The organism is Gordonia sp. 852002-50395_SCH5434458, assembly GCF_001665905.1.
Classification (GTDB): Bacteria; Actinomycetota; Actinomycetes; order Mycobacteriales; family Mycobacteriaceae; genus Gordonia; species Gordonia jacobaea.
Map to the genome: position 1 here is coordinate 1 of NZ_LZTC01000069.1, position 22,701 is coordinate 22,701.

The window sequence follows — 22,701 nt, forward strand, 5'->3', positions numbered from 1 at the left end:
GCGAGGTGCGGCTCGACCAACGGTGGCCGGCTCGACCAGCGCCCCCTACGGCAGCAGCGCGCGGACGGCGTCGATGGTGTCGGCGGCGGCGGCGGTCTTGTCGGGCCGATACCGCAGCACCCGGGCGAACCGCAGGGCAACTCCGCCCGGATACCTTGAACTGCGCTGCACACCGTCGAGTTCGATCTCCACGACTATCTCCGGCCGCAGGAACACCGCCCACTCCGTACGCGACTGCTCGTACTTGGGGAACTCCTCTGTCTGCCAACGCAATATCTCGTCGGTCAGGCCCTTGAACGTCTTGCCGACCATCACCGGCGGCCCGCCGTCGGGGTCGCGTGCGCCCAGGTGCAGATTTGATAGCCAGCCGCGTCGACGCCCCGATCCCCACTCGGCGGCGAGTACTACTAGATCAAGAGTGTGCACCGGTTTGACCTTCTGCCACGTCCGGCCACGACGGCCAGCCGCGTACGCACCGCTGCGCGACTTGACCATGACCCCTTCGTGGCCTTCCGCTATGGCCGCGGCGAATTGTGCCTGTGCCGCTTCGACATCGGGGTCGACCACAGACGGAATGCGGAGACCCGGTGCCACCGAATCCAGTGCCGCGAGTCGTTCCGACAGCGGCAGGTCGATCAGATCACGGCCGTCGAGATGGAGGCAGTCGAAGAAGAACGGTTGCAGCAGTCGAGGGTTCGCCTCGTCTGCGGCAGACCCGAACCGGCTCATGGTCTCCTGGAACGGTCGCGGCCGGCCGTCGTCGCTGAGCATCAACGTTTCACCGTCGAGAATGACTGTCTCACAGGGCAACCCGAGCACAACCTCGACAAGATCGGGCACCCTATCGGTCACGTCCCGCAACGTGCGGGTGAACACCCGCACGTCACCGCCGTTACGGTGCACCTGAATTCGTGCACCGTCGAGTTTGAAGTCGACAACGACGTCGGGGCCGAGGTCGGCAAGCGCGCTCGGCAGGTCGTCGGCGGGAGTCGCAAGCATCGGTGCGATCGCGCGTCCGACCTGTAGCCGCACTCCACGCAGCGCCTCGTCGCCGCCATGTGCAGCCAATACCGCTGTCTCCGATAGTGATCCGGTCAGCATGTGCGCGCGTCGCACCGAGTCGACGGGCTGACCCGTCGCTTGCGCCACCGCGTCGACCATCAGCCCCGCCAACGATCCCTGCCGCAACTCGCCGGTCAGCAACCGTTTCAGGAAGTCCTGTTCGGGCGGCGTCGAACTCGTGAAAAGCTCTGTCAACACGCTACTTCTGAGTGCCGCTGACCCCGTCCCCCTGGCCGCAGCGAGCTGCTCAAACGCGTCGTCGACATCGACCACATCAAGTCTCGGCTCCTCGGTGCCGTCGACGTCGAGGCTCGCCAACGACCGCCACCCGACACCCAACTTGCCCTGCGGCACTTCACCGGAGAGCCACGTGACCACGATCGGCAGTTCGTCCTTCGACGCAGCACCAAGGAGATCCACCAATGCGGTGGTCTTGAGCTTGCGTGATCGGGTCACAGCCATCTGCGCCGACGCTTCGACGACCTGCCCGAGTTTCACGACTCCTGCTTCCATGCATCCGGCGATACATCCGACGAGCCCTCCGACCGCGCGGTTGCTACCGCGTCGGGATACTCCGCCTCGTACGCACGCACCGCGGCGCCGACCGTCGGGTACACGTGGTCGGAGTTCAGCTCCGAGAGCACTCCCTCATCGGAGAGTGTGTCGCCGAGTTCTGGGTCGACGCCCGCGAGGACGAAGTGAGCATTTCGCTTGTGCACGAAGGTGATCAGGTCCTTCAGCATGACCGACGCTGTGTAGTCGACGTCGCCGATCACTGTGCAGTCGAGTACCAGCCAACGCACCGGATGTGGTGCCGCCCGAACCAGCGCAGCCACCTCGTCGGAGAATCGACTGGCGTTGGCATAGAACAGATCTGCGTCATAACGGAACACGATGAGTCCCGGCATCGACTCGGCGCCAGGCTTCGCCGACTCGTATCGGCGACGACGTCCGTGGTCGGAGACGCCGACCACGAACCGCTCGGGACGGTATTGCCTGCGCACTATCGCCAGCAGCGACACACCCATCGCAACGACCACACCGTTCTGCACACCGAAGACCAACACCACCACGGCGGTCAGAACGGCAATAGCGAACTCGTACTTCGACACTCGCCACATTCGACGGAACTGGTCGACGTCGATCAGCCGCACCGCCACCACGGCGACGATCGCCGACAACACGGCGTGCGGCATGTAGGCGAGCGCGCCGTCGAAGAAGACCACGACGATCAGCGCGATCAGCGCCATCGTGATGTTGGCGAGCTGGGTCCGACCGTGTTCGGATTCGAGCAGTTCGGTCTTGGTTGGGCTGCCGTTGACCACAAAGGTCGACGAGAAGCCCGCCACGATGTTGGCCGCCGACAATCCGACGATATCGCGATTGACGTCGGCATCCTCGCCGTGACGCTGTGCGAAACTTCGTGCTGTGGCAGCACTTTGGGCGAGAATGACCACCGCGCAGCCGATCGCGACCGTCGCGGCTTTCGGTATGTCACGCCACGTGACGTTGTCGGGAAGCCCGAATTCGGGGAAGCCGCCGTGCAATTCACCGATCACCGGGACGTCGTCGGACCAGTTGAACACATACACCAACACGATCGACGCCACCACCACGATGACCGGCATCGGAATTCGGGGCGCCCACCGCTTACCTACGATCAGCAACAGCAGCGTCGCAGCGGCGAACGCCACCGCAGTCCATTTGATGGAGCCGAGTTCTCGCGCCAGGTGTTCCCAGCGCTCCCAAATCCGACCATCGCTCCCGGAGACTCCGAGCATTCCCGGAATCTGCCCGGTCAGCACACTGATCCCGGTACCCGCAAGGAAACCGACGAGCACAGCGGTGGACAGGAAGTCGCCGAGAAACCCCAGTCGCGCGACCCTGGCCACTGCCAGCATCAGGCCTGCCACGATAGCGATCAGCGACGCGAAGCCCAACCATTCCCGCGAGTTCGGTTGCAGTCCAGCGACTCCGATACCCGCGATACCCGACCCGATGATCGCCGCCGTTGCCGAGTCGGCACCGGTCACCATGAGCCGTGAGGCACCCAGAATGGCGAACACGATCGTGGGAAGGATGATCGTATAGATTCCCGCAACCACCGGAACGTGAGCAATTGTGCTGTAGCCCATCGATTCCGGAATGGCGACGGCCGCGAGCGTGACGCCCGCGAGCACATCCGCCCGCAACCACCCGCGCTGGTAACCGCGGAACGCGGGTGGCAGCAAGCGTTTCAGCGACGTCGAGAACGCACGCTCCGCCCCGGCGGCCCGCGTCCCGCTCACTGCCGTTCGCCCGAGCTCAGCGGTTCGATCACCCCGCTGACGTTACCCGCGTTGATCAGGCAGCGGTGCGCACTGCCGAGCCTTGCGATGCTGCGGCGTCGGACTCTTCCACTCGCTTACGTACGAGCACGTTCTCCAATGCGGGACGCCCCGAGCCGATGAAGACCAACAGGAACAGCGCCCAGCAGTACAGCGCGGCCGAGTCGCCCTCGTTCGCTATGGGCAGCAGACCGTCGCCCTGGTGCTTCCAGAAATAGGCGACGGCCATCGCGCCGGAACCGATGAACGCAGCAACGCGAGTGCCGAGTCCGAGCATGACTAGGATGCCGCCGACCAGCTCAATCGCCGCAGCCCACCACGACGGCCCCGCCCCGAACGCTGCGGTCTCGCCGCCGTACGGCGCGACCGGCCATCCGAACAGCGTCGACGCTCCATGACAGAAGAACAGGAAGCCGACGACGATACGAAACAGGCCGATCGCCCATGGCGCGACCTTCTCAAGTGAGGTAAGCATTGCCTAACTATGAAGGTATGGTTCCCGCATCGCAACCCCAGAAACCCGATTCCGAGGGAATCGCGTTCGACGCTCAGACCCCGACACTCAGACTTCCGACAAGTCCACCGACCGCGTCTCCTGGACCGACCACAACGCCAGCAGCGTCAGCACTCCTGCCACCGCGAGGTAAACCCCAACCCACGCCACACCGAAGTCGGCAACCAACCACGTCGCGATGAACGGCGCAACGGCAGCGCCGAGGATCGACGCGACGTTGTAGGCGATCCCAGATCCCGTGTAGCGCACGTTCGTCGGGAACAACTCCGGCAGGATCGCGCTCATCGGCCCGAAGGTCAGTCCCATCAGCGCCATACCCAGGATGAGGAAGCCCAGCATCACGCCGTCGGTCACCGACGACGGGTTGAGCAGCCACCCGAAGCACAGACCGAAGATGACGATCGCACCGGTGATGACCAGAAGCACCACACGTCGGCCATACCGGTCGGCGAGCCATCCCGAAAGCGGGACGCACGCTGCGAAGAACAGCACCGAAATAAGCTGCAGCCCAAGGAAGTCGACGTAACTGATGGAGAGCTTGACGCCCGACGCGTCGGTCACCTTGCCGGTTCCGTACGACGTCGTCCACGTGGTCACGATGTAGAAGAGCGTGTACGTGGCCAGCATGATGAACGTGCCGGCGATCAGCGGGCGCCAACTGGTCTTGACGACCTCGGCCAACGGCGCGCGCACCTTCTTGCCCTCTTCGACTGCCTTGGCGAACACGGGCGTCTCGGTGAGCTTCAACCGCACGTAGAGCCCGATGACCACCATGATTGCGCTCGCCAGGAACGGAATTCGCCAACCCCAGGTCAGGAATGCGTGGTTGGTCGCAGCGCTCTTGGCGTCGAAGTCCATTCCCAGCATCAGCAGCAGGAAGATGCCGTTGGCGAAGAAGAAGCCGATCGGCGCACCGAGCTGCGGCCACATCGCCGCCCAGGCGCGCTTACCCTTCTCTGCGGTCTCGGTGGCCAACAGCGCGGCCCCCGACCATTCGCCCCCGAGTCCGAGACCCTGACAGAAGCGCAACAGCGCGAGCAGAGCCGGTGCGGCATAACCGATCTGGGAGAAGGTCGGCAGCAACCCGATCGCGAAGGTGGCGATACCCATCGTGAGCAGCGAACCGACCAGGGTCGCCTTGCGCCCGACGCGATCTCCGAAGTGTCCGAACAACACCGAACCGATCGGCCGCGCGACAAATGCGAGGCCGAACGTCGCGAACGACGAGAGTAGCGCGGCGGTGTCGTTGCCCTTCGGGAAGAACAGAGTCGGAAACACGAGGACGGCTGCCGTCGCATAGATGTAGAAGTCGAAGAATTCGATACTCGTGCCGACCATCGATGCGATGACGATGCGGCTACGCGGAACTGCGGGTCGAGCGGGATCGACAGGAGCAGAACCCGTTGAAGGGACAGTGGCTTCACTCACCGCGGAGAGGTTACGCGCCCGCCCCTCGGGATCTTCGCAGGTGGGTAGGTTTTCGGGGCAGAAGGCCGTGTTTCCGAGCTCACGTGGCGACTCGGAAACACGGCTCTGAGCGCGCTCAGCTACCCCGCTTGATCCACTCCTCGAGATGCGGCGCCTCGGCACCGACCGTCGTGCCGTCTCCGTGCCCCGTGTAGACCTTGGTCTCCGGGTCGAGCACGAAGATCTTTTCCTTGATGGACTCGATGATCTTCGGGAAGCTCGAGAACGACCGTCCTGTCGCTCCCGGTCCACCCTGGAACAGCGTGTCGCCACTGAACAACACACCGAGCTCCGGCGCGTAGATCACCGACGAGCCCGGCGAGTGCCCCGGCGTATTGATGACCTTCAACGACGTTCCCGCGACGTCGATTTCCTGCCCGTCGTCGAGGTTGCCGGGCGTCACGTCGGGGTGCGTTTCCTTCCACAGCATGGTGTCGCCGGGGTGCAGCAGGATGGGCGCGCCGGTCTCCTTCGACAACTCCGGAGCCACGGTGATGTGGTCGTTGTGGCCGTGGGTCAGCACGATCGCCTTGACGGTCCGGTCGCCGACAGCGTCGAGGATCGGCTTTGCGCTGTGCGCGGCGTCGATGATGACGACCTCACTGTCGTCGCCGACGATCCAGACGTTGTTGTCGACGTCCCACGTCCCGCCGTCGAGCGAGAAGGTGCCGGACGTGACGACGTTGTCGATGCTCGCGTTGCTCATGACTTCAGCTCTACCACCGAGCGAAGCACCTTGCCGCCCTTCATCGCCTCGAACGCTGCCTCGACGTCGCCGAGTCCGACGCGCTCGGTGACGAACTTGTCGAGCGGGAGTCGACCCTGCTCATAGAGGTCGATGAGCATCGGGAAGTCGCGCTCGGGCAGGCAATCGCCGTACCACGACGACTTGAGCGATCCGCCGCGCGAGAAGAAGTCGACGAGCGGCATCTCGAGCTTCATCTCGGGTGTCGGAACACCAACGAGCACAACGGTTCCGGCGAGGTCGCGGGCGTAGAAGGCTTCCTTCCACGTTTCCGGTCGCCCGACGGCGTCAACGACGACGTCAACCCCGTTGCCGTCGGTCAGGTCCTGGACGGCGGTCACCACGTCGTCGACCTCTGCACCATTGATGGTGTGAGTTGCGCCGAGTTCGGTTGCCCACTGCAGTTTTGCCGGATCGCGGTCGATCGCGATGATCTTGGTGGCACCGGCCAGTCGGGCACCGGCGATCGCGGCGTCGCCGACGCCACCGCAACCGATGACGGCGACGGAGTCTCCGCGACCGACGTTGCCGGTGTTCATCGCCGCGCCGAGGCCCGCCATCACGCCGCAACCGAGCAGGCCGGCGACCGCGGGATCGGTCTCGGGATTGACCTTGGTGCACTGCCCCTCGTGAACGAGGGTCTTCTCGATGAACGCGCCGATACCCAGCGCAGCCATCAGTTCGGTGCCGTCGGTGAGCGTCATCGACTTCGACGCGTTGTGGGTGTCGAAGCAGTACCAGGGCTTCCCGCGCTTGCACGCCCGACACTCACCACACACCGCACGCCAGTTCAGGACGACGAAATCGCCGACCTCGACGTGAGTGACATCCGAACCGATCGCCTCGACGACGCCCGCGGCCTCGTGCCCGAGGAGGAACGGATACTCGTCGTTGATGCCGCCCTCTTTGTAGGCGAGATCTGTATGGCAGACACCGCACGCCTGGATATCCACGACGACGTCGTTGGGCCCGGGGTCGGGCACCACCACGTCGACGAGTTCCGTTGGCGCGCCCTTGCTACGCGAGATGACTCCCTTGACCGTCTGCGACATTCCGCTTTCAACCTCTCGATGGTGAGAACCTTGTACTCAACACAGTCTTGTGGCATGGCACGAGACATGCATCCATCCGAATGGATGGTTCTACCTGGTCGAAAGTACAGGAATGACGTTCGACGGTCCTAGTGGTCCAGCGACCGGTACAGCGCGGTCTCGAAGTCCATGTACTTCGTGAACGACGTCGGATCACCGAACGGCAGTATCTGCGTCGCCCAGAAGCCGCCGTAGCCGTTCTCTCGATCGATCCAGTAGAAGAGGTTCGCAAGGCCTGCCCAGCCCAGCGCCCCAGCAGGTCGACCTGTGGGTGCCTCTTCGTTGTTGATCATGAACGGCAACGACCACGACTTCGATTGGCCCGGAAAGAATTCCGCGTCGTTGGACAATGACGGGATCACGCCGGGCAGCATGGTCACCGGTAGATCGCCGAGGTGGTTCTGAACCGCCATCTCGACGGTCTCCTGCTTGAGCACACGGCCGTGTTCACCGGCTCCGTCGTTGAGCCACATCCGGATGAACCTCATGTAGTCACCGACGGTGCCATAGAGCCCGTGCCCACCGAAATCGACCTCCGGTGGCGTCGGCAACTCGAAGTCCATCGGCGTCAACGTGCCGTCGGCATTGCGCGCATGCATCTCCGCAAGACGCGAGCGGAAGTCCTCTCGCAGAACGAAACTCATGTTCTGGATACCCAGGGGCGGGAAGATCCGTTCCTCGAATACCTCGCCGAGTCGCTTACCGCGAAGGCGCTCGACGACCTGCCCGACCCAGTCGAGGTTGGTGCCGTATTGCCACCGCTCGCCCGGATCGAAGAGCAGAGGCGTCGTGAGTGCGGCTTTCGTTGCGGTGATGACGCTGGGCTGACCTTGTTCGTCGGCCAGTCGGGAGTAGACCTCGTCGAAGAAGTCGTACCCGAAACCTCCTGTGTGTGTGAGGAGTTGGCGCGTCGTCGGAATCGACCTCGGCGCGCGCAGCTGTGGCGCACCGTCGTCGCCGAAGCCCTCGATCACCTGCAATTCGCCGATCTCGGGCGCGTACTCGGATGCGGGAGCGTCGAGGTCGAGTGCGCCCTCTTCGACGAGCTGCAATGCCGCGGTCGCGGTGATCGCCTTCGTGGTCGAGAAGAGAGCGAAGACGTCGTTGGTGGTGATCGCGGCGTCGCCGTCGATTCGACGCTTGCCTGCGGCACCCTCGTAGATGTTGCCGTTCCGATCCGTCACCATCGCCACCACGCCCGCCACGGGCATGTCTGCGTCGACTGCTGATTTCAGAATGGCGTCGTCCGACCGCTTGAGTACACCACGGTCGACTCCAGTGACTGAACTTGTCATCTCATCTGTCCTTTCGATGAATTTCTCTGATTAACAACACTTTTCGTCATGACAGGGAGAACCCCTTGTAACCTGCTGCTGCGGCCTCCAATGTCGCGGCACGGTAAGCCCCGACCCCGCCGACGTACGAGAGAACGCGGCGCGGCTTGCCCGGGACGTTCGAGCCGACGTACCAGGAGTTCGTCTTGGAGATGAGGTTGGCGTCTGCCAGTTCGTCGTGGTGGGCCACCCACGCGTCCTGCCCCTCTTCAGTGGGCTCGATGACCGACTTGCCGTTGGCACGCATGTGCCGGATCGCATCACTGATCCATTCGGTCTGCTGCTGCAGACAGGTCGTCATGTTGCACAAGGCGGCCGACGGCGCGAGCGGCGCGCCGGTGGTCAGCAGATTTGGATAGCCGTGCACCATCAGGCCCATGGTCGTGCGGATGTCACGGCCCCAGTCCTCACGGAGGGAACGTCCGTCACGTCCACGAATGTCGATCCGCGTCAGTGCGCCTGTGCCTGCATCGAAGCCGGTCGCCATGACGATCACGTCGAGTTCGTGGAGTGATCCATCCTCGAGCACGATTCCCTCGGGGACAATCCTCGCGATCGGATTGTTCTTGACGGGCACCGCCTGAACGTTGTCGCGGTGATACACCTCGAGATAACCGGACTCCAACGGAACGCGGTGGGTACCGAAACCGTAGTCGGAGGGGATCAGCAGCTCGCACAGCTCCGGGTCCTGCAGTCGAGCGCGCATCTTCTCGCGCACGAACTCCGAGACCTCCTCACTGACCTCCTCGTCGGAGAAGATCTCGGCAAAGGACGCCAACCAGAGTTTCAACGACCCGTTCTCGTAGTCGGCTTCCAGACGTGCTCGACGCTGCTCGGGCGTGAGATCAGCCCAGGCGACGGTGAAGTCGTATTCGAAACCCGTGAACGTGTTCGGCAGGTTCTCCCTCAGCTCGTCGAAGCGCGACTTGTACGCAGCGACATCGTCGGGACCGTAGCTGGGGTTCTTCATCGGCAGCGCGTACTGCGGCGTCCTGATGAACACCTTCAGTTGGCCGACCTGATCGGCGATCGTCTGGATGACCTGGATGCCCGTCGCTCCGTTGCCGATGACGCCGACCCGCTTGCCCGACAGGTCGACGCCGTCACGCGGCCAACGCGCGGTGTGGAAGATCTCGCCGGCGAAGTCGCTCTGTCCCGGGAAGATGTCGGCCATCGGCGCCGAGAGCATTCCGCAGCATGTGACGAGGTATTGGGTGTCGATGGTCTCGCCGCTGTCGGTGGTCACGGTCCAGCGGTTGGTGTCCTCGTCGAATACGGCGCTCGTGATCGTGGTGTCGAACGAGATGTCGCGCCGAAGGTCGAGCGCATCCGCGACATAGTTGAGCCACTCCTCGATCTCGCTCTGGCCGGGGAATCGGCTACTCCAGCTCCAGCCTTTGTAGAGGTCCTCGTCGAATAGGTACTGGTAGATGTAGGCCTCCGAATCGAACTTCGCGCCGGGGTAGCGGTTCCAGTACCACGTCCCGCCGACACCGGACGCGGTGTCGAAGGCCCGAACGTCGAGGCCCTGTTCGCGTAGCTGATGCAGTTGGTAGAGACCGGCCACGCCGGCTCCGATCACCACAGCGTCGAGCGTCTTGTCTGACATCGTGCTCCTCCATTGATGTGATTGTGGTCACGTAGTGGAGAATGTTTGTGCTGTCTCACAAATCTGAGGTGTCCCAAATTGGGACAGCAAACCTGTCCGGTCGGTGGTGGCCGCAGAGACGTCGACCAATGAATAATGGGCTGTGCCGTGCGTCACACTGGTGCACCTCAGGGCAGGAAGGAGTCGCCGACGTGCGTGACAGGCGGGACGAGCAACTCCGTATCGCTGCTGCTCGCGCCGATTTTCTGGAGTACGGACCGCAGGAGCCGCCGGCGTCGGCGACGTCGTGGCGGCGTCCTGGTCGAGGAGCGCTTCCGCCGGACTCGATGCCGACAAGTACACGGTCGCCTTCCACGACGACATCGACTTCGACTCGCGTCTGGCACGCTGCGCCCGACCGGTACTCGAGCGACTCACCGGCGACATGTCCGACGTTCCCGTCACCATCGCTCTCACCGACGCCCAGGCCAGGATCGTCGACCGCCGCGATTGTTCGACGGCGGTCGGGCGAGTCCTCGACCGCGTGGACTTCGACCGCGGGTACTCGTTCGAGGAGAGCGCCATCGGGACCAACGGCGTGGGCACGGTGTTCGAGGTGGGTGCGCCGGTCAGCGTCGTCGGCTCCGAACACTTCAACCAGTCGCTCGTTCAGTTCGCCTGCACGGGTGCGCCCATTCTCGATCCGCTGACCGGGCGGGTTGCCGGGGTTCTCGACGCGAGCATGTTGGCGGAGAGTTGGAACAGCCTTGTCGATGCTCTGGTGCGCTCGGCAGCAACCGACATCAGCCGCAACCTCCTCCTCGACCGGAGCCAGGACACGCGCGCGGTATTCGAGACGTATCTGCGTGCCTCCGCGCGACCGGGTCGCGCTGTGATCGCCCTGGGTGAGACCGTGATGGCGAACGAGGCCGCACGGTCGCTGCTGAACCCCGACGAGCAGGCGATCATCGGCCAGTACGCCGAGTACCTCATGTCCAAACACGACAACGCCCTGCACACGGTCACGCTCGACAGCGGGCGGCAGATCCGAATGCGGACCAAACACATCACAAGCCGGGGTGACGTCGTTGGAGTGGTGGCCGTGCTCGACGAGGATCGGTTCGGCAATCGCGGGGCCGACGAGACCGACTCCCGGATTGCATCATTGCCGACGATCTCCGCGGGCGGCATGCGCAGTCCCAGCTGGATCTCGGCGTACAACGAGGTCGCACATTCGCTTACGCGAAACACCAGCGTGATCGTCCTGGGCGAGCCGGGAAGCGGGCGCCTCTCGATCCTCACGGACGCATTCCGCATCGAGAGCCCCACGGCCCCAATCGTTGTCATCGACGCAGCGGACCCCCGACAGACTACGCAGACCACGTCCCCGCCAACTCCTGCTGATGGTCGCGGCCTCCTGGTCCTGCGACACATCGACAGCCTCCCCGCACAGGTTCCACAGGAGTTGCGGTCCGTCATCGACGACGCCGTGGCCGCCGGATACATTCTCGCCGCGACCTCGTCGTCGCGCCCTTCGACGACGGCCACGACCTACGGCGGCCTGGTCGCACGATTCGACCATTCGGTCACGTTGCCGCCCCTGCGGCTTCGCGGGCCAGACCTGCAACTCCTCGTCGATCGCATCTTGAAGTCGATTGCACCGCAACGTAATACCCGGATCAGCCCGCAGGCCATGCGCGTCATCTCGGCCTACTCGTGGCCGCAGAACCTGACACAACTACACACAGCGCTCGAGTCCGCGCTTCATCGACGTCCTGTCGGAGAGATACAACCCGAGGACCTCCCCGGCTTCTGCCGAACCACCGCCCACCGGGTGCTCACCACCCTGGAGATCACCGAGCGCGACGCTATCGTCCGTGTGCTCGGAGAATGCGGCGGCAACCGAGCCCGCGCCGCGCAAGTGCTTGGCATGTCGCGCAGCTCGATCTACCGCAAGATCCACACCTACGGCATCACTGGGGTGTGAGCGCCCCACCGCCGACCGAGCGCCCCAACCGCTGATCGAGCCCTACCCGCTGATCGAGCGCCCAACCGCTGATCGAGCGCCCCCAACCGCTGATCGAGCTTGTCGAGATCACCCCACCCGCCGATCGAGCGCCCCACCACCGATCGAGCGCTCCAACCGCTGATCGAGCCCCATACCGCTGATCGAGCCCCACCCGCTGATCGAGCTTGTCGAGATCACCCCGCCGTGATCCCCGCGCCCGCGGCGAGCAGGCCGGCTTCGCCGCGGTTGGACACCTGCAGCTTCTGCAGAATCGCCGCGACGTGGAACTTGATAGTGCTCTCACTCACCCCGAGCTCCGCGGCGATGGCCTTGTTCCGCCGACCGAGCGCGAGATGCCCAAGCACCTCGAGTTCACGCGGATTCAACGACGCGAGCAGATCCTTCTCGGGACGAGAGACATTCGCTTCCAACGGAATTCGAGCGCACACCCTACTCCCCCACCCGGCAAGCGACTCGACGTCCAGCGTCCCATCAACCGCACGCAACCGTCCTGCGAGCTGTCGCGACAACGCGTCGCCGTCGAGTTCACCGCGACCCCGATCACGCACGTCGACGACCAGATCGTCACCACTGATTTCCCACGCCACCCGCAACCGTTCGACGGCCGGTTGTGCGGCTACGGCCACGGCGACCGCGCGCACGATGGCTCTCGCGGCGTGCGCGATCTCGCCCGACAACGTCGCGTCGACCCCCGGCTCCACAAACTCGACGTCGGCGTCGAGGTCACGCAGCACCGGTTCGAGTTCAGCCCGGAGCCGTCGAAAGGCAACGCCGATCGGTTCGGTCGCAAGCGCGCGATCGGTGTCACCGACCGACCGCAGCGCAATCAATGCGGCCGACGCCGTCTCCGCCGCGACCGTGCGCGCGACGGCGTCGTCGAGGTCTCGCGAACGCAGCGTCCCGAGAACCGACGACAACGTGTCCTCGTGTGTTTCGGTCAGTTGGGTGATCGTCCGAGCCCGTTCGGTCGACGCCGCCCGCGACTCGGCCAGATAGTCGGGACTCGCCTGGGCTACCTGCTGCCGGATCGACGTCGCCACCAGCGCGAACCAGGCGGTCAGGAGTTCATCGATGCTTGTGGCCTGCGACTTTGCCGACTTGGGTACCAGCACCAGCAACGTGTCGGTGGCATCGCGGACCGCGAGAATTCTTCGACGCGCTCCGCCGACTACCGCCTGTCCGCGCAGCGTGTCACCTCGTTGAACCGACTCTTTGATCGCGTCGAGTTCGGCGATGGTCGCACGCTCGACAACCGCCGGGGCACCGGCCACCTTGCGTGGGCGGCCGGTGCACTCGCGGGTGTAGATGATCAGCGCGTCGTGCGGATGCGCCGATGCCAAAAACTTCGAGAAGCGTTCGGCGATCTGCGGCAACGGACCGTCCACCACGGCGGCGAACTGCTGCCACCGGCTTGCCGACAGCGTCGTCGTCACGTCGCCCGAGCGTTCGGACAGTCCTTCGATCGTCACCTCACCATTGTCACCCGTTGCTGATGATCACCTTCAGTGCGTGCTCGTCGGCAGCGTTGGAGAAGGTGTCGTAGGCCCGATCGAACTCGTCGAAGGTGAAGTGATGCGTCACGAACTTCTCGGGCGCGATCTTTCCCTCTTCGATCTCCGTGAGCAGTTCGGGAGCCGTCGTCGCGTTGACCAGGCCGGTCGTCAGCGTCAGGTTGTTGATCCAATCCCGATCGATCGGAAATTCGACGGGCTTCCCGTGCACACCGACGTTCGCGAGATGTCCGCCGGGGCGCAGACAGTCGAGCGACGTGCGGAACGCGGGGCCGAGACCGACCGCTTCGATTGCGACGTCGACACCGAGCCCGCCGCGACTGAGTTCCTTGATCTGTTCGACGACGTTGCCTCCCGCGAGAATGTCGATGGTGTCGGTCGCACCGAAGTCCAGTGAGCGCTCAAGACGAAACTTGTTGCCGTCCACCGCGATGACCTTCGACGCCCCGCGCGAGCGAGCGGTCATCACCGCCGCGAGACCCACCGGCCCCGCACCGATCACGGCCACCACGTCGCCTTCCTTGACGGCCCCGTAGAGCACACCGATCTCGAAACCGGTCGGGAGGATGTCGCTGAGCATCACGCCCTGCTCTGCCGTGACTCCCGCCGGTAGCGGGATGAGTCCGTTGTCGGCGAACGGAACACGCACGAACTCGGCCTGCGTGCCATCGATGAGATGCCCGAAGATCCACCCGATTCCGCCGACCGTCTGGCAGTGCGACGTCATCCCTTGCTTGCAGTATTCGCAGTAGCCGCACTTGGTGACGCACGAAATGATGACGCGGTCACCAACTTTGACGCGGGTGCACTCCGGCCCCACCTCGGTGACGACGCCGACCCCCTCGTGCCCGAGCACGCGCCCATCGGTCACCGCGGGTACGTCGCCGGAGAGAATGTGTAGATCGGTGCCGCAGATGGTCGTCGTCTCGACTCGGACGATCGCATCGGTCGGGTCCTTCAGAACAGGATCTGGAACGTCCTCCCACGCCTTGCTTCCCGGACCGTGATAGACGAGCGCTTTCATACCTGGCCTCCTTTGGGCCGCACGACGGTGCGGCGTGTCCCCCGGATTCCCCATCCCAGTATGCGATGAACCGCATGAATGATGGTTGGCTTCGCGAGGGCGATCTCATGTTGAGACGAACAATCTTGGCCCACAATTGAGTAGTGCGATACGCGCGCCGTCGCGACGTCGCGATGAGAACGTCGACATGAGGAAGATCAATCTCGCGAGAACCGAGGCGCCGTGAGCAAAGTCATCGCATCCATCCCAGTAGGCGAGTACCCGATCGACATCTCGCTGACCCGAGACGGCAAGCGCGCCTACGTTGTCAATAACGGCCACACGGACGCGGCGGGGAGTATCTCGGTGATCGACACCACGCGCAATACGCTGCTGGGCACAATCCCGATCGGCCATTTCACGCAGAGTGTGTCGATCGGATCGAATGGCGCGGCGTACATCGCAGTGACTGGCGACAAGACTGTCACGGTCATCGACACAACAACCAATCTCGTCACCAAACGGATCGGCTTCACCTCTTCGCCACAAAGTGTGAGCGTCGACCCCGACGGGAAGTTCGCGTACGTCATAGTCGGCTACAACTCACTCACCCTGATCGACACGACGTCAAATACCGCGACTAGCACCACAATCGCCGTCGGAGAGACTCCGCAACGAGTTACGTTCCTACCCGACGGGTCCCGGGCATACGTCGCGAATATCAACGACGGCACGATCAGCGTGATCGACGCGATCGACAACGTCGTCAAAGCGACTGTCATGATCGGGACGACACCCGACGGCGAAGGACCCGCGGCAATCGCGTGCGCTCCGAACGGAAAAACCGTGTACGTGATTTCGGCGAACTACACCGGGGGCGCTGTGTCGGTAATCGATACCGCAACCAACACGATCACCCAGTCGATTCCCACTGGACGTTGGTCAGTCGACGCTGTTACAAGTCCTGACGGGTCGAGGCTCTACGTCTCAAACATGGCCGACTGCACGATATCGGTGATCAACACGACGTCGAACAAGGTGATCGAGACTGTTCCCGTGGGCCAGTTTCCCGGTGGTCTGACCGTGAATCATGCGGGCAGCCTCGTCTATATCACCAACACCAAGGACGACACCGTGTCGGTCGTCTCTGTCCGGTAAACGTCACCACGGGTTACGGGCGGAGGTCACGCTCCGCCGACCGCGCTCAGCAACTCCGCCTTGGTCATCGACGAGTAACCCTTGATGCCCTTGGCCTTAGCCTGCTCGCGCAACTCCTTGACCGTCGGCGACTTGGCTCCCGTCGACTTCGCCGCCTGCGTGGTCCCAGACGGCTTGGCCTTGGGTGCCGCAGTTTTCGGTGTCGACGTCTTGGGTGCCGCAGTCTTTGATGCCGCAGTCTTTGGCACGGCTGTCTTCGACTCAGCGGGCTTCACACTCGCGGCGGGCTTCGGCTTCGAGGCCGACGCGCTCGGTGTGGGTTTCGGTGCGACGACGGCCCGCGGCGCGTCCGACGACTCGACCTTCTTGTCGTCGGAATCACCGGAGATCGCTCCGATGCGCTTCAAGAGTTCTCGACGCAGCGCGTCGGTTTCGCTCGCTGCTTTGCCGAGTTGCTTCTCTGCCAACTTCCGCACATCGTCGAGGCTCTGTTGGAGTTCGCCGATCTGCTTCTGCAGACGTTTGATCGCCTTCTTCTCGCCCATGCCTTGTGCCCTTCGTCGCCGTAGATTGCAGGACCCCCGTACCCGAGGGTAGGCACTCCACCGCTGCTAGAGGCGGATTATCGCCGACCTTGTCGTGTCGCGATCGTGAGCACGTCGTCGCGTACCCGCTCGGCGCGTAGCGTGGAAAACGCCCCAATCCGAGATTCAATCCGACGAGGAGGCAGCCATGCCAGAGCGCGATCCCGGCCCGTCCATCAAAGATGACGAGCTCTACGAGAAGCTTCGCGACGAGGGCAACTCCAAGGAGAAGTCCGCCCGCATCGCCAATGCCGCTGCCGCGCAGGGCCGTTCGAAGATCGGCGAGAAGGGCGGCGAGTCCGGATCGTACGACGACTGGACCGTCGACGAACTGCGCTCGCGGGCAAAGGAACTCGGGCTCCACAATTACTCGGACCTGAAGAAAGACGACCTCATCGACAAACTGCGCGAGCACTGACGAGGCGCGGGCACCTAACGAGAAACGACGACGGGTCTGCGGCATCGAGCCGCAGACCCGCCCAACCCTTCACGATCAAAGTCGAATAACCGGTTTGATGGTCTTGCCGTGGTGCATATCGTCGGTCGCGGAATTGATCTCATCGAGCTTGTAGTGCGCCACGATCGAGCGCAGCGGGAATGATCCGCTCCGATACAGCTCGACGAGCACCGGCAGGAGCGTCTCGGGTTCGCTGTCGCCCTCGGTGATGCCGATGACCTTCTTACCCACCAGCATGTCTTGGACACCGAGCGAGACCTCTGCACCAGCGACGTGCTCCGATGACACCGCAGGTGCCGTCGACTCCGAGCGCCAGAACCGCTGTCTTGAGCACCGCGGGCACCCCTGTGGTCTCGACGGCGTAATCGAGTCCGAGTCCTCCGGTGAGTTCGCCGAGTTCTTCTGCCACATCCTGTGTCGACGCGTTGATGGTGTGGGTGGCGCCGAACTCCCGCGCCGTCTCCAGACGCTCGGCGACCAGATCGATCGCGACGATCGTGGCGTCGGGGGTCTGCGACGCCGCGTAGATCGCCGACAAGCCAACGGCGCCATTCCCGAACACGGCGATGGTCGACCCGGGTTCTGGCTTCAAGATGTTCCAGATCGCGCCGATGCCGGTCTGCACACCGCAGCCGAGCGGCGCGATGACCGACAGATCCTCATCGGACAGGTCGTCGGCGACCTTGACGACGCTGCGCTCGGTCACGAAAGCAACCTCGGCGAACGACGACTGCCCGAAGAAGCTGCCACCGATCTCCTCGTCGCCTCGGTGTAGCGGTGCGCTGCCGTCGGGCCGCGTACCGCAGATGAGGTTGCGTGGCACGAACTCGAGGCAGTACGCGGGATGCCCTGCCCGGCACTTCACGCACCGCCCGCAACTGGTGAAGCTGAGCAGCACCTTGTCACCCGGATTCACCTTGGTGACGCCACTGCCCACACGTTCGACGATGCCCGCTCCCTCGTGGCCGAGAACTCCGGGGAACTTGAACGGAATGGCGCCGCCCTGGACCACGAGGTCCGTATGGCACAGGCCCGCCGCGACGATGCGGACCACGACCTCGTCTGCGCGCGGTTCGTCGAGGGTGATCGTGTCGATGGTGAACGGCGCACCAGTGGATTCGATAACTGCCGCACGTGTTTCGGTCATTGTCTGGTCTCTTTCTCGGATGGTGGTGATGGTAAGGACGTGTGCTGATAAGCAGCGTCAGGAGATCCGCACGGGGACGGAGGCGAATCCGCGGGTGACGTTGTTGAGGGCGCGCACCGGTTCGCCGGTCAACTCGAAACCACGAACACGCGGACGCACTGGCGTCGACGCTGCAACTCGCGTCGGCCGACGCCGTGGACGAGCGCACACCCGGCGGCTGGCACGCGGAATGGTCGACGCTGCGAATCCTGCTGCGGCGCAGCGTAGTAGCGGCATCGCAGACCACGGAACTGGTACGCAATCTCAACGTTCATGCGGACGCGATGGCGTTCAACCTGTCGGCCGCCGGGACTTCGGTGTTGTCCGAACAACGATCGATGGCCGAGCTTGCAGGCCATGAATCGAGTGGTCAAAATGTCGGCGTCGCACCACTTCTCGTCGACGCGACGCTGAGCAGAGCACAAGAGCTGACCCGAACCCGACTAGCAGAGAGGCCCCGATGAGCCGCTACGACGACGGCATGACAGTACGACGCGAGGTGCTCGGCGACGCCCATGTCGACCGCGCGACCGCCGCCGCAACCGATCTGACTCGTGAGTTCCAGGAGTTTATCACCGAGTACGCGTGGGGCACCATCTGGACGCGCCCCGGCCTCGACCGCCGCAGCCGCTCGATGATCACGCTGACCGCGCTCATCGCCCGCGGACACCACGAAGAACTCGCGATGCACCTGCGCGCCGCCCGCCGCAACGGACTGACCCTGGACGAGATCAAGGAAGTCATCATGCAGTCCGCGATCTATTGCGGTGTGCCCGATGCCAATACGGCCTTCCGCATCGCACAGCAGACCTTCGCGGAGGAAACGTAACCGCTGGTCGAGCTTGCCCCGCTGGTCGAGCCCCATCCGCTGGTCGAGCCCCATCCGCTGGTCGAGCTTGTCGAGACCACCCATCCGCTGGTCGAGCCCCATCCGCTGGTCGAGCTTGTCGAGACCACCCCACCGCCGGCCGAGCTTGCCCCGCTGGTCGAGCCCCAACCGCTGGTCGAGCCCTCCCCCGCTGGTCGAGCTTGTCGAGACCACCCAACCGCTGGTCGAGCCCTCCCCCGCTGGTCGAGCTTGTCGAGACCACCTACGCGCTGTCCGCGACCCCAGCGCGCCCGGGCGGAACCGACCCCGGAGCGCCGAGCTGCCGCCCGATGCCCCGCGCCGCGACCTGCAGCGCCGCGAGAAGCCGCGGGCGATTTCCGCGAAGAGTCCCGACCACCACACCCAGCGCCGCGACCACCCCGTCGGGCCCCCACACCGGTACCGCGATCGAACACGCGCCCGCCGTCATCTCCTCCGCCGTCGTCGCGTAGCCCTCGTCGCGCACACGCTGCAACTGCTGTTCCAAGAGCTGCGGGCTGATCAGCGTCCGCGGCGTAACCCGCGTCAACGATGCCATGACCTCATCGCGAATCTCCTTGGGCGCGTAGGCAAGCAGTACCTTGCCGACCCCGGTCGGCGGCATCGGTAGCCGACTACCCACCTTGCTCACGACCGGCACCGACTCGTTCCCGGAGATCCGATCGACGTACAGCACCGACGTTCCCTCGCGCACCGCGATATGCACCGTCGCCTTTGTCGCGGCGTACAGGTCGTAGACGTACGGTTCGGCGATCTCACGCACTCCGGTCTGGATCGGCGCCAGCAGCCCGAGATCCCACACCCGCCTGCCGATCACGTACCGCCCGTCGGGCCGTCGAACAAGGGCACCCCACCGTTCCAACTCGCCGACGAGCCGATGTGCGGTGGGTACCGCGAGATCGGCGCGCTGTGCCATCTCGCTGAGCGTCAGCGCACGGTGTGACGCGTCGAATGCACTGAGTAGAGCGAGAGTTCGCGCCGCGACCGATGCTCCGGGAACCGACGTGTTTCCGGCCATAGCTACGGAAGTAGCCCTGAGCGTCGAGCAATGACAACGGCTTCCAGCCGGCTCGACGCGCCGAGTTTGCGCAAGACGTCTTTCATGTATCCCTTGGCAGTCTGCACCCCAATATTCAGCTCCTCGGCAATTCTCGCATTGGTGTAGCCGAGTGCAGCGAGGGTGACCACATCCTGTTCGCGACGGGTCAGGGTGAGTGTCGTCGATTCGTCCGACTCACCGTCGAGCAGGAGGTCGGAGATGCGTGCGATCTGATCGGCAACGGCGTCGTCGTCGACGTCTCGTGCCAGAGTGCGGAGCTGCGCGTAGGCCTCGGTGATCCGATCTCGAAATCCATCGCCCACAGCGGCGTCGGCGGCGACCGCCGCGCGCGAGGCGACGATCTGCTGTTCGAGTTCACGCGCCTCGACGGCGAGTGCGTCTAGCGTCCGATCGCCGATGGCCTCGTCAGTCCGCAATGCCCCGTAGATCACCGCGATAGGCCTGCGTCCGACGATGACCGGGGCGGCCGCCATCGCACGCAGGCCCTCGGCCGCGATGATCGCGTTGTACCGATGGGTGATCCGCGGGGTACGCAGATAGTCGTCGACGACCATCGGGCGATTGAGCGCGATGACCTTGCCGCCGAGTCCGTGCCCGGCATCAACGGCAACGCCGTTCAACGCACCGTAGGTGTCGCCGACGAAATGTCGGAGACGCAGACCGCGCGAGCCGTGCACCACACCACCGAACGCCAACGACACACCCGTGCCGCGACGCAGACGACGCAACGCATCGGTGACCGGCGCTGTCAACGACTCAGCCATGTCACCACCTACCTCCTGACCCCTCTTCGGGGGGTTCTGCCCATGCGACGTCGCATTCGAGAATCACTCCTCGAATGTGATTCAGCTTACTCTGGCAGTAAAGGTGTGGATATGACACAGACATCCTTGGCCGACGACCGCGCGCGACGCGAGTCGATTCAGGCACAGTTGACCCCGGCTGTCACCGCCGACCTCGACGCCTGGCTGGAGCTTTTCGGCTCACCCGACGCCAACGCTGCGTCGCTGCTGGTGGACCGCCACGACCCCGAATCCGTCGCGTTCACCACCGTTTCGCTGCGGGATTCTGCGCAGCCCGAGCAGCCCCCGCAGGCCAAGCAACCCCCGCACTCCACGCACGCCGAGCAGCCCCCGCTGATCGAGCAGGCCCCGCTGATCGAGCAACCCCCGCTGATCGAGCTTGTCGAGATCACCTACGGCCAGCTCGCAGCGGAGTCCCGACGCCTCGCCACCGCGCTCGCCGGTATGGGTGTCGAGCGCGGCGACCGCGTAGGGGTGCTCATGGGCAAGCGCACCGAGCTCGTCGTCTCGCTGCTGGCACTCGCCCGACTCGGGGCCGTCTACATTCCACTCTTCACCGCCTTCGCCACCCCCGCGATCGAGATGCGACTGCGGGCGGGCGGCGCCTCCATCGTGATCACCGAACCGAGCCAGGCGTCGAAGCTCGACGACATCGACGGCCTCACGACCATCGTCGCGGGCGAGCAGTTCGACGCTCTCATCGCCGACAACGATCCCCTCGACCACTCCGTCGCGGTCGGCGGCGACGGCACGCTGATCCTGCTGTTCACCAGCGGCACTACCGGCGCGCCGAAGGGCGTGCCCGTTCCGCTACGCGCGCTGGCGTCGTTCTCCTGCTACATGCGCTACGGACTCGACGTCTCCGACACCGACGTCTTCTGGAACGCCGCCGATCCCGGCTGGGCGTACGGCCTGTACTACGGAATCCTCGGGCCGATGGCAATCGGCCGACCAAATGTGTTGCTGCAGGCGGGTTTCACCCCTGAGGTGACCGCCACGGTACTCACCGAACTGGGCGTGACGAACTTCGCCGCAGCGCCCACAGTGTACCGCTCGCTGAGCAAGAACCCTGCGATCAACGGCTTCTCGCTGCGTCGAGCATCGTCGGCGGGCGAGCCGTTGACGCCCGACGTGATCACCTGGGCGAGAACAGCTCTCGGCACCGAGGTCCGCGACCACTACGGCCAGACCGAGCACGGCATGTTCATCAATAACCACTGGGCCGACGACCTGCGTCGACCACTCATCCCCGGCTCCATGGGACAGCCGATGCCCGGATTCGCCGCAGGAATCGTCGACGACGCCGGCGCGCCCGTCACCGAACCCAACGTCACGGGTCAGATCGCGATTGACGTCCCCGCCAGCACCGGCTACTGGTTCTCCGGATACCTCGACGCCCCGGAGAAGACCGCATCGCGCTACACCGAGGACGGCCGTTGGTATCTCACCGGCGACACGGGACACCTCGACGCCGACGGCAACTTCTTCTTCAGCTCCCGCGACGACGACGTCATCATCATGGCCGGGTATCGCATCGGCCCGTTCGACGTCGAGAGCGTCCTGATCACCCACCCGTCGGTCATCGACGTCGCGGTCGTCGGCCGACCCGACGACCTGCGCGGCGAGGTACTCGAGGCGTTCGTCGTACTTGCCGACGGCGTCAGCGGCGACGACGCTCTGGAGACCGAGCTGCAGCAACTGGTCAAAACCGGCTTCGCCGCGCACGCCTACCCGCGCACGGTGCACTTCGTCGACGCGCTGCCGAAGACGCCGAGCGGAAAGATCCAGCGGTTCGTCCTGCGTCAGCGCTGACAGTCCGCCACCCCGCTCGCGCCACCTAGTGTCGCGTTTCGTTAGTTGGTTTTCGGTTGAGCTTTCTTGAGAATCTCCTCGACCGGTTTCGTCCACACGAAC

At 64.4% G+C, this 22,701-nt stretch carries 21 protein-coding genes; 5 read left to right on the top strand and 16 right to left on the bottom strand.

Features of this window, described 5'->3' with window-relative positions; genetic code table 11:
- Window positions 1-45: 45 nt before the first annotated feature.
- From A5785_RS15775 to A5785_RS15810, 8 genes are all read right to left on the bottom strand, one after another.
- Window positions 46-1,560 carry an ATP-dependent DNA ligase gene (locus tag A5785_RS15775; protein WP_064867463.1) on the bottom strand — a complete coding sequence of 505 codons (1,515 nt, stop codon included), beginning with the start codon at window positions 1,558-1,560 and terminating at the stop codon, window positions 46-48.
- On the bottom strand, window positions 1,557-3,350 hold the full coding sequence (locus A5785_RS15780; RefSeq protein ID WP_049699086.1) for a SulP family inorganic anion transporter: 1,794 nt from the start codon (window positions 3,348-3,350) through the stop codon (window positions 1,557-1,559). The genes A5785_RS15775 and A5785_RS15780 overlap by 4 nt, the downstream gene beginning before the upstream one ends.
- 55 nt (window positions 3,351-3,405) lie before the next feature.
- A complete protein-coding gene (locus A5785_RS15785) occupies window positions 3,406-3,864 on the bottom strand; it encodes a DoxX family protein (RefSeq protein ID WP_049699087.1) in 459 nt (152 codons plus the stop codon).
- Between the two features lie 87 nt (window positions 3,865-3,951).
- Complete coding sequence (locus A5785_RS15790; protein WP_331710811.1) at window positions 3,952-5,241, bottom strand: MFS transporter; 1,290 nt, start codon at window positions 5,239-5,241, stop codon at window positions 3,952-3,954.
- Window positions 5,242-5,446: 205 nt separating this feature from the next.
- A complete protein-coding gene (locus tag A5785_RS15795; RefSeq protein ID WP_049699089.1) occupies window positions 5,447-6,076 on the bottom strand; it encodes an MBL fold metallo-hydrolase in 630 nt (209 codons plus the stop codon).
- On the bottom strand, window positions 6,073-7,167 hold the full coding sequence (locus A5785_RS15800; RefSeq protein ID WP_049699090.1) for an S-(hydroxymethyl)mycothiol dehydrogenase: 1,095 nt from the start codon (window positions 7,165-7,167) through the stop codon (window positions 6,073-6,075). Before A5785_RS15800 ends, A5785_RS15795 begins: the two co-directional genes overlap by 4 nt.
- 128 nt (window positions 7,168-7,295) lie before the next feature.
- Window positions 7,296-8,501 carry a serine hydrolase domain-containing protein gene (locus A5785_RS15805; RefSeq protein ID WP_049699091.1) on the bottom strand — a complete coding sequence of 402 codons (1,206 nt, stop codon included), beginning with the start codon at window positions 8,499-8,501 and terminating at the stop codon, window positions 7,296-7,298.
- A gap of 46 nt (window positions 8,502-8,547) precedes the next feature.
- Complete coding sequence (locus tag A5785_RS15810; protein ID WP_064867445.1) at window positions 8,548-10,149, bottom strand: flavin-containing monooxygenase; 1,602 nt, start codon at window positions 10,147-10,149, stop codon at window positions 8,548-8,550.
- A 286-nt stretch (window positions 10,150-10,435) separates the two neighbouring features.
- Between A5785_RS15810 and A5785_RS15815 the strand changes: the two genes are divergently transcribed.
- The gene (locus A5785_RS15815; protein ID WP_231894240.1) at window positions 10,436-12,115 is read left to right on the top strand and encodes a sigma-54-dependent Fis family transcriptional regulator; all 1,680 of its coding nucleotides are present in this window, start codon (window positions 10,436-10,438) and stop codon (window positions 12,113-12,115) included.
- 215 nt (window positions 12,116-12,330) lie between these two features.
- Here the strand turns inward: A5785_RS15815 and A5785_RS15820 are convergent, their stop codons facing one another.
- The gene (locus tag A5785_RS15820) at window positions 12,331-13,626 is read right to left on the bottom strand and encodes a helix-turn-helix transcriptional regulator (RefSeq protein WP_231894239.1); all 1,296 of its coding nucleotides are present in this window, start codon (window positions 13,624-13,626) and stop codon (window positions 12,331-12,333) included.
- A 10-nt stretch (window positions 13,627-13,636) separates the two neighbouring features.
- A complete protein-coding gene (locus A5785_RS15825; protein ID WP_064867447.1) occupies window positions 13,637-14,692 on the bottom strand; it encodes a zinc-binding dehydrogenase in 1,056 nt (351 codons plus the stop codon).
- A 222-nt stretch (window positions 14,693-14,914) separates the two neighbouring features.
- Here A5785_RS15825 and A5785_RS15830 point away from each other — a divergent pair, with 222 nt between their 5' ends.
- Window positions 14,915-15,829, top strand: coding sequence for a beta-propeller fold lactonase family protein (locus A5785_RS15830; protein WP_064867449.1), 915 nt, complete (start codon window positions 14,915-14,917; stop codon window positions 15,827-15,829).
- A 26-nt stretch (window positions 15,830-15,855) separates the two neighbouring features.
- On the opposite strand, the gene A5785_RS15835 is transcribed toward A5785_RS15830, so the two are convergent.
- Entirely contained in the window at window positions 15,856-16,374 is a 519-nt protein-coding gene (locus A5785_RS15835; protein WP_064867451.1) for a Rho termination factor N-terminal domain-containing protein, read from the bottom strand.
- Window positions 16,375-16,561: 187 nt separating this feature from the next.
- On the opposite strand from A5785_RS15835, the gene A5785_RS15840 reads away from it, so the two are divergent.
- On the top strand, window positions 16,562-16,831 hold the full coding sequence (locus A5785_RS15840; protein ID WP_064867453.1) for a DUF7218 family protein: 270 nt from the start codon (window positions 16,562-16,564) through the stop codon (window positions 16,829-16,831).
- Window positions 16,832-16,906: 75 nt separating this feature from the next.
- On the opposite strand, the gene A5785_RS23775 is transcribed toward A5785_RS15840, so the two are convergent.
- The 3 genes from A5785_RS23775 to A5785_RS23535 form a co-directional block, all read right to left on the bottom strand.
- Entirely contained in the window at window positions 16,907-17,107 is a 201-nt protein-coding gene (locus A5785_RS23775) for a hypothetical protein (RefSeq protein WP_231894238.1), read from the bottom strand.
- Window positions 17,094-18,017: an NAD(P)-dependent alcohol dehydrogenase gene (locus A5785_RS15845; protein WP_231894237.1), complete on the bottom strand. Its 924-nt coding sequence runs from the start codon at window positions 18,015-18,017 to the stop codon at window positions 17,094-17,096. The genes A5785_RS23775 and A5785_RS15845 overlap by 14 nt, the downstream gene beginning before the upstream one ends.
- Window positions 18,018-18,145: 128 nt before the next feature.
- Window positions 18,146-18,331 (bottom strand): hypothetical protein, encoded by a 186-nt coding sequence (locus A5785_RS23535; protein ID WP_197494551.1) that lies wholly within the window; start codon window positions 18,329-18,331, stop codon window positions 18,146-18,148.
- Between the two features lie 185 nt (window positions 18,332-18,516).
- On the opposite strand from A5785_RS23535, the gene pcaC reads away from it, so the two are divergent.
- Window positions 18,517-18,885, top strand: coding sequence for a 4-carboxymuconolactone decarboxylase (gene pcaC, locus A5785_RS15855; RefSeq protein WP_064867457.1), 369 nt, complete (start codon window positions 18,517-18,519; stop codon window positions 18,883-18,885).
- A gap of 262 nt (window positions 18,886-19,147) precedes the next feature.
- On the opposite strand, the gene A5785_RS15860 is transcribed toward pcaC, so the two are convergent.
- Both A5785_RS15860 and A5785_RS15865 read right to left on the bottom strand, forming a co-directional pair.
- On the bottom strand, window positions 19,148-19,942 hold the full coding sequence (locus tag A5785_RS15860) for an IclR family transcriptional regulator (protein WP_064867459.1): 795 nt from the start codon (window positions 19,940-19,942) through the stop codon (window positions 19,148-19,150).
- 2 nt (window positions 19,943-19,944) lie between these two features.
- Complete coding sequence (locus tag A5785_RS15865) at window positions 19,945-20,748, bottom strand: LuxR C-terminal-related transcriptional regulator (RefSeq protein ID WP_064867461.1); 804 nt, start codon at window positions 20,746-20,748, stop codon at window positions 19,945-19,947.
- 111 nt (window positions 20,749-20,859) lie between these two features.
- Here A5785_RS15865 and A5785_RS15870 point away from each other — a divergent pair, with 111 nt between their 5' ends.
- Entirely contained in the window at window positions 20,860-22,599 is a 1,740-nt protein-coding gene (locus tag A5785_RS15870; protein ID WP_082938018.1) for an AMP-binding protein, read from the top strand.
- Window positions 22,600-22,701 lie beyond the last annotated feature (102 nt).

What these genes read in the sequence shown, in the direction of transcription:
- A5785_RS15785 (WP_049699087.1), bottom strand. Translation starts at nt 3,864, where the DNA reads ATGCTTACCTCACTTGAGAAGGTCGCGCCATGGGCGATCGGCCTGTTT.
- A5785_RS15790 (WP_331710811.1), bottom strand. Translation starts at nt 5,241, where the DNA reads ATGGTCGGCACGAGTATCGAATTCTTCGACTTCTACATCTATGCGACG.
- A5785_RS15795 (WP_049699089.1), bottom strand. Translation starts at nt 6,076, where the DNA reads ATGAGCAACGCGAGCATCGACAACGTCGTCACGTCCGGCACCTTCTCG.
- A5785_RS15800 (WP_049699090.1), bottom strand. Translation starts at nt 7,167, where the DNA reads ATGTCGCAGACGGTCAAGGGAGTCATCTCGCGTAGCAAGGGCGCGCCA.
- A5785_RS15805 (WP_049699091.1), bottom strand. Translation starts at nt 8,501, where the DNA reads ATGACAAGTTCAGTCACTGGAGTCGACCGTGGTGTACTCAAGCGGTCG.
- A5785_RS15810 (WP_064867445.1), bottom strand. Translation starts at nt 10,149, where the DNA reads ATGTCAGACAAGACGCTCGACGCTGTGGTGATCGGAGCCGGCGTGGCC.
- A5785_RS15825 (WP_064867447.1), bottom strand. Translation starts at nt 14,692, where the DNA reads ATGAAAGCGCTCGTCTATCACGGTCCGGGAAGCAAGGCGTGGGAGGAC.
- A5785_RS15835 (WP_064867451.1), bottom strand. Translation starts at nt 16,374, where the DNA reads ATGGGCGAGAAGAAGGCGATCAAACGTCTGCAGAAGCAGATCGGCGAA.
- A5785_RS15840 (WP_064867453.1), top strand. Translation starts at nt 16,562, where the DNA reads ATGCCAGAGCGCGATCCCGGCCCGTCCATCAAAGATGACGAGCTCTAC.
- A5785_RS23775 (WP_231894238.1), bottom strand. Translation starts at nt 17,107, where the DNA reads ATGCTGGTGGGTAAGAAGGTCATCGGCATCACCGAGGGCGACAGCGAA.
- A5785_RS15845 (WP_231894237.1), bottom strand. Translation starts at nt 18,017, where the DNA reads ATGACCGAAACACGTGCGGCAGTTATCGAATCCACTGGTGCGCCGTTC.
- A5785_RS23535 (WP_197494551.1), bottom strand. Translation starts at nt 18,331, where the DNA reads ATGAACGTTGAGATTGCGTACCAGTTCCGTGGTCTGCGATGCCGCTAC.
- pcaC (WP_064867457.1), top strand. Translation starts at nt 18,517, where the DNA reads ATGAGCCGCTACGACGACGGCATGACAGTACGACGCGAGGTGCTCGGC.
- A5785_RS15860 (WP_064867459.1), bottom strand. Translation starts at nt 19,942, where the DNA reads ATGGCCGGAAACACGTCGGTTCCCGGAGCATCGGTCGCGGCGCGAACT.
- A5785_RS15865 (WP_064867461.1), bottom strand. Translation starts at nt 20,748, where the DNA reads ATGGCTGAGTCGTTGACAGCGCCGGTCACCGATGCGTTGCGTCGTCTG.
- A5785_RS15870 (WP_082938018.1), top strand. Translation starts at nt 20,860, where the DNA reads ATGACACAGACATCCTTGGCCGACGACCGCGCGCGACGCGAGTCGATT.